At 61.0% G+C, this 13,135-nt stretch carries 13 protein-coding genes and 1 pseudogene; 8 read left to right on the plus strand and 6 right to left on the minus strand.

The features are described 5' to 3' along the window. Window positions 1-98 precede the first annotated feature (98 nt). From NKI38_RS04335 to NKI38_RS04345, 3 genes are all read left to right on the plus strand, one after another. The gene (locus NKI38_RS04335) at window positions 99-2,447 is read left to right on the plus strand and encodes a xanthine dehydrogenase family protein molybdopterin-binding subunit (RefSeq protein WP_352655078.1); all 2,349 of its coding nucleotides are present in this window, start codon (window positions 99-101) and stop codon (window positions 2,445-2,447) included. 113 nt (window positions 2,448-2,560) lie between these two features. Then, window positions 2,561-3,358, plus strand: coding sequence for an FAD binding domain-containing protein (locus NKI38_RS04340; protein ID WP_352655080.1), 798 nt, complete (start codon window positions 2,561-2,563; stop codon window positions 3,356-3,358). Between the two features lie 268 nt (window positions 3,359-3,626). Continuing rightward, window positions 3,627-4,649, plus strand: a complete 1,023-nt coding sequence (locus tag NKI38_RS04345) for an acyltransferase family protein (RefSeq protein WP_352655081.1) — start codon at window positions 3,627-3,629, stop codon at window positions 4,647-4,649. A 43-nt stretch (window positions 4,650-4,692) separates the two neighbouring features. On the opposite strand, the gene NKI38_RS04350 is transcribed toward NKI38_RS04345, so the two are convergent. Together NKI38_RS04350 and NKI38_RS04355 are read right to left on the minus strand one after the other, a co-directional pair. After that, window positions 4,693-5,190, minus strand: coding sequence for a GNAT family N-acetyltransferase (locus tag NKI38_RS04350; RefSeq protein ID WP_352655083.1), 498 nt, complete (start codon window positions 5,188-5,190; stop codon window positions 4,693-4,695). Beyond that, a complete protein-coding gene (locus tag NKI38_RS04355) occupies window positions 5,187-5,945 on the minus strand; it encodes a copper homeostasis protein CutC (RefSeq protein WP_352655086.1) in 759 nt (252 codons plus the stop codon). The genes NKI38_RS04350 and NKI38_RS04355 overlap by 4 nt, the downstream gene beginning before the upstream one ends. Window positions 5,946-6,217: 272 nt before the next feature. On the opposite strand from NKI38_RS04355, the gene NKI38_RS04360 reads away from it, so the two are divergent. Continuing rightward, window positions 6,218-6,673, plus strand: coding sequence for a carboxymuconolactone decarboxylase family protein (locus NKI38_RS04360; RefSeq protein WP_352655088.1), 456 nt, complete (start codon window positions 6,218-6,220; stop codon window positions 6,671-6,673). A 98-nt stretch (window positions 6,674-6,771) separates the two neighbouring features. On the opposite strand, the gene NKI38_RS04365 is transcribed toward NKI38_RS04360, so the two are convergent. Next, the gene (locus NKI38_RS04365) at window positions 6,772-7,203 is read right to left on the minus strand and encodes a cupin domain-containing protein (protein WP_352627983.1); all 432 of its coding nucleotides are present in this window, start codon (window positions 7,201-7,203) and stop codon (window positions 6,772-6,774) included. 203 nt (window positions 7,204-7,406) lie between these two features. On the opposite strand from NKI38_RS04365, the gene NKI38_RS04370 reads away from it, so the two are divergent. The 4 genes and pseudogenes from NKI38_RS04370 (at window position 7,407) to NKI38_RS04385 (ending at window position 11,276) form a co-directional block, all read left to right on the plus strand. Beyond that, window positions 7,407-7,658 (plus strand): hypothetical protein, encoded by a 252-nt coding sequence (locus NKI38_RS04370; protein ID WP_352655090.1) that lies wholly within the window; start codon window positions 7,407-7,409, stop codon window positions 7,656-7,658. 1,103 nt (window positions 7,659-8,761) lie between these two features. After that, window positions 8,762-9,142, plus strand: coding sequence for a c-type cytochrome (locus NKI38_RS04375; protein WP_023757655.1), 381 nt, complete (start codon window positions 8,762-8,764; stop codon window positions 9,140-9,142). Window positions 9,143-9,204: 62 nt separating this feature from the next. Next, window positions 9,205-10,038: pseudogene (locus tag NKI38_RS04380) on the plus strand (heme o synthase); the annotation flags it as partial. A 425-nt stretch (window positions 10,039-10,463) separates the two neighbouring features. After that, window positions 10,464-11,276 (plus strand): DUF2189 domain-containing protein, encoded by an 813-nt coding sequence (locus tag NKI38_RS04385; protein WP_352655284.1) that lies wholly within the window; start codon window positions 10,464-10,466, stop codon window positions 11,274-11,276. 56 nt (window positions 11,277-11,332) lie between these two features. On the opposite strand, the gene NKI38_RS04390 is transcribed toward NKI38_RS04385, so the two are convergent. The 3 genes from NKI38_RS04390 to NKI38_RS04400 form a co-directional block, all read right to left on the minus strand. Then, the gene (locus NKI38_RS04390) at window positions 11,333-11,806 is read right to left on the minus strand and encodes an aminoacyl-tRNA deacylase (protein WP_352627988.1); all 474 of its coding nucleotides are present in this window, start codon (window positions 11,804-11,806) and stop codon (window positions 11,333-11,335) included. 183 nt (window positions 11,807-11,989) lie between these two features. Continuing rightward, on the minus strand, window positions 11,990-12,385 hold the full coding sequence (locus tag NKI38_RS04395) for a cytochrome C oxidase subunit IV family protein (RefSeq protein WP_352655092.1): 396 nt from the start codon (window positions 12,383-12,385) through the stop codon (window positions 11,990-11,992). Window positions 12,386-12,411: 26 nt separating this feature from the next. Then, window positions 12,412-13,131, minus strand: coding sequence for a heme-copper oxidase subunit III family protein (locus NKI38_RS04400; RefSeq protein ID WP_352655094.1), 720 nt, complete (start codon window positions 13,129-13,131; stop codon window positions 12,412-12,414). Window positions 13,132-13,135: the final 4 nt, after the last annotated feature.

Below are 13,135 nucleotides of genomic sequence, written 5' to 3' on the forward strand. Positions count from 1 at the left end.
TAGTGAATGGTGAATAGTGAGTAGAGTGGCCGCGGGCTCCTCCTCCATTTCGACCATTCACCAATTCACCATTCACTATTCACCGGGAGGAATTTCTGATGGGCATTGAAGGTGTTGGCGCTCGGGTCGCGCGCAAGGAAGACAAAAGGTTCATCACCGGCGCCGGCCGTTATGTCGACGACATGGTGGTTCCCGGCATGAAGCACGCGGCCTTCGTGCGCAGCCCGCACGCGCATGCGCAGATCAAGAAGATCGACGTCAAGAAGGCCCAAGCCATGCCCGGCGTCATCGGCGTGCTGACCGGCAAGGAACTCAAGGCCGACGGCATCGGCAACCTCATCTGCGGCTGGATGATTCACTCAAAGGATGGCTCGCCGATGAAGATGGGGGCGTGGTCGCCACTCGCTTTCGACCGGGTCCGTTATGTCGGCGATGCCGTCGTCATTGTCGTCGCCGAGACCAAGGGGCAGGCACGTGATGCCGCCGAGGCTGTCGAGATCACCTACAAGGAGCTGAATGCCGTCGTCGATGCCTCCAAGGCGATGGACAAGGGTGCGCCGCAGATCCACCCCGAGGCCGACAACAATCTGATCTTCGACTGGGACATCGGCAATGCCGACGATACGGCAGCGGCCTTCAAGAAGGCAGCCCATGTCGTCAAGATGGACATCATCAACAACCGGCTGGTGCCCAACGCCATGGAGCCGCGGGCGGCGCTTGGCCATTACGACAAGGCGGAGGACCACTACACCTGCTGGACGACCTCGCAGAACCCGCATGTGGCGCGGCTGGTGATGAGTGCCTTCTACAACGTCGCGCCGGAAAACAAGCTGCGCGTGATTGCGCCCGATGTCGGCGGCGGCTTCGGCTCGAAAATCTACATCTATCCCGAAGAGATCGTCTGCCTGTGGGCCTCGAAGAAGACCGGCGTTCCGGTCAAATGGGTGGCCGACCGGACCGAGAGTTTTCTGACCGACGCACATGGCCGCGACCATCACACCCATGCCGAAATGGCCTTCGACAAGGATCACAAGATTCTCGGCCTCAAGGTCGAAACCAAGGCCAATCTCGGCGCTTATATGTCACTGTTTTCGTCGGCGACGCCGACTTACCTCTACGCGACGCTGCTGTCGGGCCAGTACAACATCCCGGCGATCCACGCCAATGTGAAGGCGATCTACACCAACACCGCACCCGTCGATGCCTATCGCGGGGCAGGGCGGCCGGAAGCGACGTTCGTCATGGAACGCATGATGGAGACCGCCGCGCGCCAGTTCGGCGTCTCGCCGGCCGAGTTGCGCCGCAAGAACTTCGTCACCTCGTTCCCGCACCAGACGCCGGTCATCATGTGCTATGACGCCGGCGACTACGCGGCTTCGCTCGACGCGGCGATGAAGGCGTCGGACTATGCCGGCTTTGCCAAGCGCAAGGCAGCGGCTGCCAAGAAGGGCCTGCTGCGCGGCATCGGCATGAGCTGCTACATCGAGGCCTGCGGCATCGCGCCGTCGGCAGCGGTCGGTTCGCTCGGCGCCGGTGTCGGCCTGTGGGAATCGGCAGAGGTGCGCGTCAATGCCGTAGGCACGATCGAGGTGCTGACCGGCTCGCACAGCCACGGCCAGGGCCATGAGACGACCTTCGCGCAATTGGTCAACGAGCGCTTCGGCGTGCCGCTTGATTCCGTCTCGATCGTGCATGGCGATACCGACAAGGTGCAGATGGGCATGGGCACCTACGGCTCGCGCTCGGGCGCGGTCGGCATGTCGGCGATCGTCAAGGCGCTCGACAAGGTCGAAGCCAAGGCCAAAAAGATCGCGGCACATCTGCTCGAGGCCGATGAGAGCGATATCGTCATCGAGAACGGCGCGCTCAAGGTCGCCGGCACCGACAAGAACGTGCCGTGGTTCCAGATGGCGCTCGCCGCCTACACCGCTCACAACCTGCCGGGCGGCATGGAGCCAGGGCTGAAGGAGACGGCGTTCTATGATCCGTCGAATTTCACCTTCCCTGCCGGCTGCTACATCTGCGAGGTCGAGGTCGACCCGGAAACCGGCATGACCGGGATCGTCCAGTTCGTCGCCGCCGACGATTTCGGCAACATCATTAACCCGATGATCGTCGAGGGCCAGGTGCATGGCGGGCTTGCGCAAGGCATCGGCCAGGCGCTGCTGGAAGGCGCCCACTATGACAATAGCGGCCAGCTTTTGACCGCGAGCTACATGGACTACACCATGCCTCGCGCCAGCGACCTGCCGTCGTTCAAGGTCTCGACCTCGAACACGCCATGCCCAGGCAATCCGCTTGGTATCAAAGGCTGCGGCGAAGCCGGCGCCATCGGGTCGCCGCCGGCGGTGATCAATGCCATCACCGACGCCATCGGCAGCAACGATCTCGCCATGCCGGCATCGCCGTCCACCGTGTGGGCAGCGATCCGCGCGACGAAACATTGAAAGCGAATAGCGAATAGGGAGTAGCGAATAGGGCAGAGAAGGCGGTGCGACGGGACAGATCCTATTCGCTATTCGCTACTCCCTATTCGCTCTTACCCAAGGGAGAAAGACAAATGTACTCAGTCAACTATCACCGTGCCGCCTCGGTCGCCGATGCCGCCAAGCTGGTCAAGACGGGTGACGCCAAGCTGCTTTCGGGCGGCATGACGCTGATCCCGGCGATGAAGACGCGGCTTGCCGCGCCGTCCGACCTTGTCGACCTGTCGCGGATCAAGGAGCTGCAGGGTGTCAAGGTATCTGGCAAGACGGTCACCATCGGCGCTGCCACCACGCATCATGCCGTTGCCAATGACGAGAAGCTGAAGAAGGCCTGCCCTGCGCTTGCCCATCTGGCATCGCTGATCGGCGATCCGGCGGTGCGCCACAAAGGGACGATCGGCGGCTCGATCGCCAACAACGATCCAGCGGCCGACTATCCGGCGGCACTGCTGGCGTTGGGCGCCACTATCGTCACCAACAAGCGCCAGATCGCGGCGGACAAGTTCTTCAAGGGCCTGTTCGAGACATCGTTGAAGGACGGCGAAATCATCACCGCCATTACCTTCACCGCGCCGGCCAAGGCGGCCTATGAAAAATTCCGCAACCCGGCATCGCGCTACGCCATCGTTGGCGTGTTCGTGGCCAAGGGCAAGGATGGCGTCAGCGTTGCCGTCACCGGCGCCGGCGACGACGGCGTCTTCCGCTCGAAGGAGATCGAGGCCGCACTCGCCAAGAATTTCGCGGCCGCGGCACTCGATGGCGTGAAGGTGCCGGCGAAGGATCTGATGACCGACATCCACGCTTCCGCCGACTATCGCGCCAATCTGATCGCGGTGATGGCCAAGCGCGCGGTGGCTGCCGCCAACGCCTAACACCAGCACTCGGGCGCAACGAAGGGGGCCACTGCGGCCCCTTTTTCGTTTGTTGCGCCTGTTGCTTCCAGTCCTTGATGGAATCGCCGACGCGCGCCAATCCTCCTTGCAGCAATTCCCATCGATACTTCGCCTGGCACTGATCCAGCAGCAATCTCGCACTTGCACAAATTTATCTTGCACTGCAATATGGATTGGGGCGGGAATGCGAGCCGGGTTCGGAGTGTACCGCCGTGCCCTTTCGCATGCCCAATGCGAAAGGATCGGCATGACCGACATCTCAGCGACGCATGTCGTTCCGTCCCGGTCCGCTGCCGACAGGCGGGTCAGAACAAGACTGGCCTATCTCGACGGCTGGCGCGGCCTGTCGATCGCCCTGGTGCTGATCGGCCATTTCTTTCCCGTCCCCGGAATCAATCTAGGCGTTCTGGGCGTCGAATTCTTCTTCGTGCTCAGCGGCCGGCTGATGGGCGAGATCCTGTTCATCGAACGCTATCCGCTGAAGAAATTCTTCAAGCGCCGGTTCTCCCGCATCTATCCGGCGCTTCTGATTTTCGTGATCGTCGCGATGATTGCGCTCTCCAGCACCTTCGTCGCCTTCAAATGGAAGGCGGCGCTGACGGCGCTGACGTTCACCTACAATTATGCCGGCATTCTGGTGACGCGGGCAGGGGCGCTCGACCACATCTGGTCGCTCTGCATCGAGGAGCACGCCTATATCATCCTGGCGCTGATCAGCGTCATCGTCTCAACGCGCTCTCGCGTCGTCGTGCTGCTCCTGGCGCTGGCCTTGCTTGCCATGGCCAACGGCGCGATTTCGTACTGGGTCTTCGGGATGGACTACGAAACCACCTATTGGCGCACCGATGTGCATATCGCGTCGATCCTGCTGTCGGCTTCGATCTGCCTGCTCAAGGCCGATGGCAGGCTGCCGGCGTTCTTGAGTGGCAAGCATGTGGCCTTGGCAGCATCGATCTGCGCCGTTCTGCTGTTCCTCGATCCGGTGCCGACGCCGATCCACTATCTCTTCGCCGTCCCGCTGCTGGCTCTCGCCGTCAATGTGCTCGATTTCAGCCCCCGGTATTTTTCCGGATTGCTGTCTTCCTGGCCGATGGCAACGCTGGGGCTGTGGTCGTACTCGCTCTATCTGTGGCAGCAGCCGTTCTACAAATTCGTCTATGACCAAGGCAGCTCGCCGATCCCGATGCTGGCCGGCGTTTTCGTCTGCGCGCTGTGCAGCTACTACCTCATCGAGCGGCCGGCACGCGAATGGCTCAACCGCAATTGGTGAGGCAATAGAGCCGTTCAGGCGTTTTGCGGTGCGCTCGGCCTGTCTATGCCTGCAACGACCTGACGTAATAGCGCACCGCTTTCTTGCCGCCATGGATGACGGCGTCGCCGGCTTCGGCAAAGCCGAGGGCGGCGTGAAAGGCATCCGAGGCGGGGTTCGGCGGGTCGATGTTGACTTCGCAGGTGACCAGCGTGTGGCCGGCGCGCTCAACATGGCCGAACAGGTCCTGATAGAGCCGGCGGGCATGGCCGCGGCCACGCGCTTGCGCCGCGACGACGACGCGATCGACATAGACGAAACGCTCGTAGCGCTCGCGAAACCACAAGAAATTCGGGCTGTCGTAACGAGCGTTCTGGTCGAAGGTCATGATGAAGGCTTCGAGGTTCCCAATGCGGCGCGCGTAAAATGCTTCGCCGAGCAGGAAGGACAGCCGTTCGGGCTCCAGCCACGACAGTTCGGCGGCATGCTCATTGTTGAGCGCCAGGATCGCCGCTTCGTCTTCGGCCGAGACGCGGCTGATTGGGGCAGGGGTCGCGCTCATGCCTTGGCTGCCGCGATGGTCGCCGCCACGAGCGGTGTATCGGTCAAGGTGTTGCGATACTCGCGGTCGAGATCGGAGCCGCCCATGCCGACATGGGGGTTGCGGTAGTCCATGGCGCTTGGCACGTCCTTGAGGGCGGCGAAATGCATTTCGGATAGGCCGGTGTTCCTCCGCACTTCGGCGATGTTGCCAAGATCGAGCCCGCCGCAGCCGAGGATGACGATGCGCTCGCCGGCCTGCCGCACCAGATCCGCCAGGAGTGACGCGCCTTCGACTGCCGTGTCGCGCTGGCCGCTGGTCAGCACGCGACCGACCTTGCTGCGGATCAGCGCTTCCAGCGCCTCGACCGGGTCGCGCGTCATGTCGAAGGCGCGGTGGCAGGTGACGTTCAAGGCGCCGGCAGCTTGCGTCAGTTCGCTCATGCGCGCCTCGTCAATGGTGCCGTCGGCATTCAGGCAGCCAAACACCACGCCGGGCACGCCGAGTTCGCGCAGTGCCGAGACATCGGCGAGCATCGAGGCGTACTCGGTGTCGCTGTAGAGAAAATCGCCGCCGCGCGGCCGCACCATGACGTGAAACGGCACCGTCGCCTGGTCGAGGGCGGCGCGCACGGTGCCGAGGCTCGGCGTGATGCCGCCTTCAATGAGGCTGGCGCACAGTTCGACCCGGTCGGCGCCGGCAGCTTGTGCTGCCAGCAGGCCGTCAATGCCTTCGACACAGATTTCTATCAGCGGCAGGCGAGTTTCTCTGGTCAAGGGGCTATCCAATCCATGATGTCGCTGCCAGCCCTAGCATCGGGCCGGTTGGTGTGAAAGCGCGAACAGCGCGCCGCCATTTGGGCCAGCGGACATTTTCTGCTTGACTCTCATAACCGTTGAGTTATGAGTAAATCCATAGCTATATGGTTATTGATTTCCTGTTGGCAGCGCGGCGTTGCGGCCGATAATCCTTTCAAATTCACAACCTCGGATGCCTTGCATCCGGGCCGGTGAAACATGCCCCGACGAACACTTCAAAGGAGAAGACCATGCAAGCAAGGATCAAGAACCCGGTGATGCTCATTCCCGGTTCCGTGCAGGCGCTGCTGGCGCTGGACAAGTCCACCGAGGCTGCCGATGTGCCTTACGTGACGCGCAAGCTCATCCATCTGCGCGCCAGCCAGATCAACAACTGCGCCGTCTGCGTCGACATGCATTCCCGCGAGTTGAAGAAGGCCGGCGAAAAGGACGAGCGTATCTTTGCCCTGGCGGCATGGCGGGAGACGCCTTACTTCACCGACGCCGAACGCGCGGCCCTTGCGCTGACTGAAGCCGGCACACGGCTCGCCGACCGGCCGGACGCGGTACCGGACGATGTCTGGGACGAGGCCGCCCGGCACTATGATGAAAAGGCGCTTGCCGCGCTGGTCATCCAGATTGCGCTCATCAACGCCTTCAACCGGCTCAACGCCACGACACGGCAGATGGTCGGCGCCTGGGGATGAGTGCTTGGGGGTCAAGTGCCTGGGCAGGGTGGTTGTGCGTGACGGTGCGATGACGCAAGGGAGCGCGGCCTCCCGGCCGCTGGGCGCAGCCCTGCCCGCTACTGGCGCAGTTCCGTATTCTTGGCGCCTTCCTCGACCTGATCGATCACCAGCAGCTTGACCTCGATATCACCGATATTGGTGGCTTGATGCCACTGGCCGATCATTTCGATGATGAAATCGCCTGATTTGTAGGTGTTGCTGTTGCCGGTCTCGACATTGGTGACCTTCAGCGTGCCGGCTTGGACATAGGCGTAGCGCGGGAAGGGATGTCTGTGGACCGGCAAGGTCGCGCCCGGCGCGATGTCATAGGTCGACACCAATACCTGCACGTTTTTCCGCGGCAGCGTGATCGGCTGGCCGGAGGCGGTCGTCGTGCGTGAAGCCAGTGGCGTCACCACGACGGGCATTCCGCTGCTGTCCAGCGCCCAAGCCGGGTTTACGGAAAAGGCCGCCGCGAGTAGCAGCATCGACACCAGAATTTTTCGCATGATTCTCTCCCCTTGGCGCCAGCATTGCGCGGCGGTCAGATGCACGCAAGGTAGCGCTGAGCCAGCGGATCTCGTGCGGCGCTGCGCAGTTGGTTAGCAAGGTTCTTCACGCCCCCTGATTGTGGCTCCCGGCGGACTTGCCAGGTCAGCCTCACAACAGCCAGCGCTAATATAAGGTCAAGGTGTTGCCACAGGAGGTTTCAATGGTTGCCGCAATCGCAAATCAACATCGGCAAGTGCCGGAAAAACAAACAGCAGTGGGAAAGCCGGAAACGAGCGAAGAATTTTCGCCAGGCCGCAGCGCAGACGCCGTGGGACATCTCGCCAAAATCATGGTTGCCGCAACCGGCGACGTGGATTCTGGTGCGCAAGGCCGCGCGGCATCCAAGATAGCCCGGATGGACATCACGGTTTTGACGCCGCCACCACCTGAAGAAGACGCATCAGTGGCGTAGAATACGCAGCTCGTCGAAGCCGCGACTCGTCATCAGGGCATGCGACCCGATCAGGGGCTATGCGACGGCCTGCAGCGGAGGTTCTGCCAGCGTCCCCAGGCCGGCACATCCCGAGCAGGCGGTCGTCTTTCCAGGGCAACCGATCCGGTGGGTCCCTTGCGGGCAGCAATGCCCGCATGACGCATACCATTTGGAGCAGTCGAAAGCCCTGCCGCTGCCTAGTCATTGCCAATTCTTGCCCAACCAACGCACTATCCCCACGCCGCAAGTAGCAGGAATCATTGCGCTTTAAGGTGACGGGGCGGGCTTTGCAAGATCGATCCACCCCTGCAATAAGGGGGCTATTGTTGCCCGGCGATCGTTAAGGTCGTTTCGATAGGCTTTCTCGCCTCAATCCGCCTGAGGCAATGATTGGGAATATTGGACCACGTCGCCTCGGCGCGTTCTTTCCCGGTGACCGCGACAGGGTCGCCAGGTCGCGCGTTGGCAGCTTGGGTGGCTGTGGACGCGAAAAGGACCGTCTGGGTTGTGAGCCGAAAAGACGGCAACCTGGACCAGCATGGCGGCGAGGGCGATTTTCTTCAGCATGCGACAGAACGCTCTTCAGCGCTCCCGGTTCCTCTGGCTTCCAGTTTTTAGGCTCGCTGACGGAACAAGAGACCGGCGATCCGATTAACTGGATCATGTCCAACACGATCAAGGAACCGCCACCGAGGCCCGAACCGAAGAAGGTACCTGTCCATCGCGACAAAGAAGCACCGTCAGAACTTGAACATATCGATCCGCCACCGCGAGACGTGCGAGAGGCACCGGTCCCCAATCCAAACGGCGACAAAAAATCCTAACGAGATCGCCGAAGCCGAGGCAAGGGCATATGCCTGCTCGGTGAAAACGCGGCCACCCGGCGTCGCGACATCATCTACGAATGCACTGGATCATCCCGAGGCCTCTTCTACCTACCGGCCAGATTCTGTGGTATATAGATGCCGCAATTCCATATGGGGAGAAGCGGATAATCTGTTCTGCCGTACAAGGCGCATCGCTGGTGGTACCGGCACGCGCAGATCATCTCAGGCACATTTGACGATCAGGGAGGAAATGTCATGCGCTTGGTCGCGTTTTTCGCCGTCGTGTCTGTTGCAACCTTCGCCGCCAATCCGTCGCAGGCTCAGGACGCTGCGGCTGGCGAGAAGGTCTTCACCAAATGCAAGGTCTGCCACATCGCAGACGAGGATAAGAACAAGATCGGCCCATCGCTTCACGGGGTTATCGGCCGGACGGCCGGTACGCATCCGGATTTCAAATATTCCGATGCCATGATTGCCGCCGGCAAATCCGGCGTCAAATGGGACGAACCAACACTGACGACCTACCTTCATGATCCCAAGGCCATGGTCAAAGGGACCAAGATGGCGTTTCCCGGCCTCAAGAACGATGCAGACGTGGCCAACGTCATTGCCTATCTGAAAACGTTCTCCAAGTGACCTGGCTCCTCCGCCATATGTCTCAAAACCGGGCCACTTTTGAGCGACATGCATTGGGTCGCGTTGGCCTGATGGTTGCGCCTGGCGCGATGAATCCGGTCATCGCCGTGATCGCGATCGGTGCGATTGCGATCGGAGCAGGAGCGGCCGGAGCCCTCAACATGTGGTACGACGCCGACATCGACGCGCTGATGTCGCGCACATCAAAGCGGCCGGTTCCGTCGGGCCGCGTCACGCCGGGTGAAGCTCTCAGCTTCGGCCTAGTGCTTTCCCCGCTTTCGGTCATGACGCTCGGCGTGCTGGTGGGCTGGGTTGCCGCATCGCTGCTGGCCTTCACCATCTTCTTCTACGTCGTCATCTATACGATGTGGCTGAAGCGATCGACGCCGCAGAACATCGTCATCGGCGGCGCGGCGGGTGCCCTTCCTCCTGTCATTGGCTGGGCGGCCGCCACTGGCGCGATCGGCATCGAAAGCGTCATCCTGTTCTTGATCATCTTTCTGTGGACGCCGCCGCATTTCTGGGCGCTCGCGCTGTTCAAGGTCGGCGACTACGCAGCTGCCGGCATCCCGATGATGCCGAACGTGGCTGGCCAGGCTTCGACCAGAAGACAGATACTCGCCTATTCACTGCTCTTGGCGCCAATCGGCGTGCTGCCCTGGGCGTTCGGATTCGCGAGCGGGTTCTATGGACTTGTTTCGGCCGCTTTGGGCGCGGGTTTCATCTGGCACGCCTGGAAGGTCCTGGTCGTTCCGGACGTCCTGGTCGCTCCAGACCGGGAGATGAAGCCTGAAAAGGCGCTGTTCGCCTTCTCGATTTTCTATCTTTTCGGGATCTTTGCCATGCTGCTTGCCGACACCATCGCAGTGCGAGCGTTCACGTCAGTCGGAGGTTGATGGCATGACCACTGTTCTTGGACGGGCCGAGAGGGCTGGTCGGCAATTGTTGCATTGAAGACATTGCACGCCAGGACAGGCTCGAACATCACGATGGTATTGCACAGAATCCCAGGATCAGCAGGGCGACTATGCCAAGGCCGAGTATGAGAAGCGTCCTTCCATCCATGACCTTCACCTTTGACCCCGCGATCAACGTGGCCCAGCGTCCTTTGCGCATCCAAGAAGGGCGCGCGGCGCTGTACGAGACTATCGAAAAAAGACCACCAGAGCTAGCCGCCGGAGTCCTTCCGACAAAGGGCGACAAGTCCTTGGCAAAAGAGTATGTTGGTTGCGGTGCAGGTCGCGGTTTTGCGTGGCCAGTCATGCAGAACGGCAGCACCGTGAAACCGCGACCTTACCGGACCCGGTCTGGAGGAACGGTCATGGCAAGTTTTCATGTTGTAGCAGGCGCCAGCGAGACGCTGGAACATACCAAAATTCGAAAAATCGGTATTTCCGACCTTTTCGACGCGCTCAGGCGGGGCGTCGAAGATTTCATGGTCAAACCGTCGCACATCGTCTTTCTCTGCCTGCTCTATCCGCTCGTGGGCGTCGTGCTCGCCGCCTGGACTTCGGGCGCCAACGCCTTGCCGTTGTTGTTTCCGCTGGTCTCTGGTTTTGCGCTGATCGGCCCATTCGCGGCGATAGGCCTCTATGAAATCAGCCGCAGACGGGAAGCCGGACTCGACACCTCCTGGAGGCACGCTTTCGAGGTCAGGAATTCTCCGGCGCTGCCGGCCATCGCGGCGGTCGGGATCATGCTGCTGGCAATCTTCATCTCTTGGCTTTTGACCGCTCAGCTATTTTACCAGTATCTCTTCGGCCCGGCGCCGCCGGAATCGATATCCGGCTTCATCAATGAAATATTCGCCACTGGACGCGGCTGGACGCTTATTATCCTGGGTCACGCCATCGGCTTCGCCTTCGCTGTGGTGGTGCTGTGCACAACGGTCGTCGCCTTCCCATTGTTGCTCGACCGCGATGTCGGCGCCTACGAAGCCATCCACACCTCGGTGCGTGCGGTGCTGGCGAACCCGATCACCATGGCTGTCTGGGGACTGATTGTCGCCGTCGCCCTGATCATCGGCTCGCTGCCGGTGTTCGCCGGGCTGGCCGTCGTGTTGCCGATCCTCGGTCACGCCACCTGGCATGTCTACCGCAAGGTCGTGGAGCCGCCCGCCAGATCGGCGAGTTGAGGACGTTCTGCCTCACCCCACCGGCGAGGGTGCCGTTGCGGGTTTGATCGAAGCCGTCAGTAAGCCGGATGGCTGAAGCGGGCCTGGTATGCGCCCATGGTCAGGTTGCGGAAATCCTTGCCGCTGACATGCACCAGCGTTTTATGATCGCCGCCTTCGAAGTAGACGTCGGTGGCGTCGCCAAGGCTTTCATCGACGATCACCGGCACATTGTAGGCCGCGCCGATGGGCGGGATGGCGCCAGTGTCGCAATCACCGAAGAGCGAAATCATCTCGTCTTCGGAGGCGAGTCCGAGACGTTTGTCCATGACGTCTTGCAATGTGCCGAGTTCGATCCTGTGGGTGCTCGGAACCACGGCCACTGCATAGCCAAGTTCGTGGTGAACGACCACGGATTTCGCCATGATACTGCCGGGCACATGCGCGGCTATTGCCGCCTGCCGGCTTGTCGAAGTGCGATGATGAGCGACGGTGTCGTAGGGAATTCCCTTGCCGTCGATGAAGTCCTTCAGTCTGTTTGCGATCGTCATCTTGGCCTCCCTTGTTTGAGCATGATCTTTTCCGCACAGCAAAAACCGAATCCACTTTTCGGGATCATGCTTTAACAAAAATGGACCAGCTGCCGATTGTTTCAAGGCGCGGCAACTGAACTGGACGCACGCCGCATGCGTGGGTCCCGACCGGAAATGTCATAGGCAAATCCGGTTTGCGCTTCAGGGTCCGGATCCGAAAAACGCCAGCCGGGTGAAAAGCGTGTAATCCGCTTCGAGGACCATCATCGTCACGAACACCAGCACCAGTATCGGCGGCAGGATGATCGCGTAGGTCAGCGCCAGCCGTTCCCAGGCCATGTGCATGAAGACAGCGACGATCAGCCCTGCCTTGAGGATCATGAAGATCAGGATCAGCGACCATCTGAGATAGCCGTGAAGGCCGAAATAATCGACCAGGTAGGAGCATGTGCTGAGGATGAACAGCCATGCCCAGACCACAAGATAGAGCTTGATCGGATGTTCCTGATGCGCGTCGGCATGGGCGACGGCGGCCGGCGCTTCATGCGCAGCGTGAAGTGCGTGTTGCCCGAGGCCGTTTGCGGTTGCTTCAGCCATTTTTTCCTCTCACCAAAGCCTGCCTCTCACCAAAGATAGAAGAATGCGAAGATGAACACCCAGACCAGATCGACGAAGTGCCAGTACAGCCCCATGATCTCGACATTCTCATAGCGACCCGTGCGGCTGGTGAAGAAGCCGCGTCGCCCGGTGTCGAAATCTCCGCGCCAGACTTTGCGCGCAACGATGACCAGGAAGATCACCCCGATCGTCACATGGGTGCCGTGGAAACCGGTGATCATGAAGAAAGTCGAACCGAATTGTGCGGCGCCCCAGGGGTTGCCCCAGGGCCGCACGCCTTCGGTGATCAGCTTGGTCCATTCGAAGGCCTGCATGCCGACAAAGGTCGCGCCGAGCGCGGCGGTCAGAAGCATGAGGATTGCCGTCTTGCGGCGGTCGCGGCGATAGCCGAAATTGACCGCCATGGCCATTGTTCCACTGCTTGAGATCAGCACGAAGGTCATGATGGCAATAAGGATCAGCGGGATATCCGAGCCGCCGATGCGAAGCGCAAAGACCTCGCTCGGGTTGGGCCACGGCACGCGTGTCGAAATGCGCGCGGTCATGTAGGAGAGCAGGAAGCAGCCGAAAATGAAGGTATCGCTGAGCAGGAAGATCCACATCATGGCCTTGCCCCAGGACACGTTCTTGAACGCCCGCTGATCCGAGGACCAGTCGGCGGCAATACCTTTCCAGCCCGCGGGCCGTGGCTCCGTCTGACCGATATGCGTGACTGTCTCTGCCATCCGC

The sequence above is a fragment of the Mesorhizobium sp. M0621 genome (assembly GCF_040320745.1).
GTDB lineage: Bacteria > Pseudomonadota > Alphaproteobacteria > Rhizobiales > Rhizobiaceae > Mesorhizobium.

Coding starts and splice junctions, on each gene's coding strand:
- NKI38_RS04335 (WP_352655078.1), top strand. CDS start 99: ATGGGCATTGAAGGTGTTGGCGCTCGGGTCGCGCGCAAGGAAGACAAA.
- NKI38_RS04340 (WP_352655080.1), top strand. CDS start 2,561: ATGTACTCAGTCAACTATCACCGTGCCGCCTCGGTCGCCGATGCCGCC.
- NKI38_RS04345 (WP_352655081.1), top strand. CDS start 3,627: ATGACCGACATCTCAGCGACGCATGTCGTTCCGTCCCGGTCCGCTGCC.
- NKI38_RS04350 (WP_352655083.1), bottom strand. CDS start 5,190: ATGAGCGCGACCCCTGCCCCAATCAGCCGCGTCTCGGCCGAAGACGAA.
- NKI38_RS04360 (WP_352655088.1), top strand. CDS start 6,218: ATGCAAGCAAGGATCAAGAACCCGGTGATGCTCATTCCCGGTTCCGTG.
- NKI38_RS04365 (WP_352627983.1), bottom strand. CDS start 7,203: ATGCGAAAAATTCTGGTGTCGATGCTGCTACTCGCGGCGGCCTTTTCC.
- NKI38_RS04370 (WP_352655090.1), top strand. CDS start 7,407: ATGGTTGCCGCAATCGCAAATCAACATCGGCAAGTGCCGGAAAAACAA.
- NKI38_RS04375 (WP_023757655.1), top strand. CDS start 8,762: ATGCGCTTGGTCGCGTTTTTCGCCGTCGTGTCTGTTGCAACCTTCGCC.
- NKI38_RS04385 (WP_352655284.1), top strand. CDS start 10,464: ATGGCAAGTTTTCATGTTGTAGCAGGCGCCAGCGAGACGCTGGAACAT.
- NKI38_RS04390 (WP_352627988.1), bottom strand. CDS start 11,806: ATGACGATCGCAAACAGACTGAAGGACTTCATCGACGGCAAGGGAATT.
- NKI38_RS04395 (WP_352655092.1), bottom strand. CDS start 12,385: ATGGCTGAAGCAACCGCAAACGGCCTCGGGCAACACGCACTTCACGCT.
- NKI38_RS04400 (WP_352655094.1), bottom strand. CDS start 13,131: ATGGCAGAGACAGTCACGCATATCGGTCAGACGGAGCCACGGCCCGCG.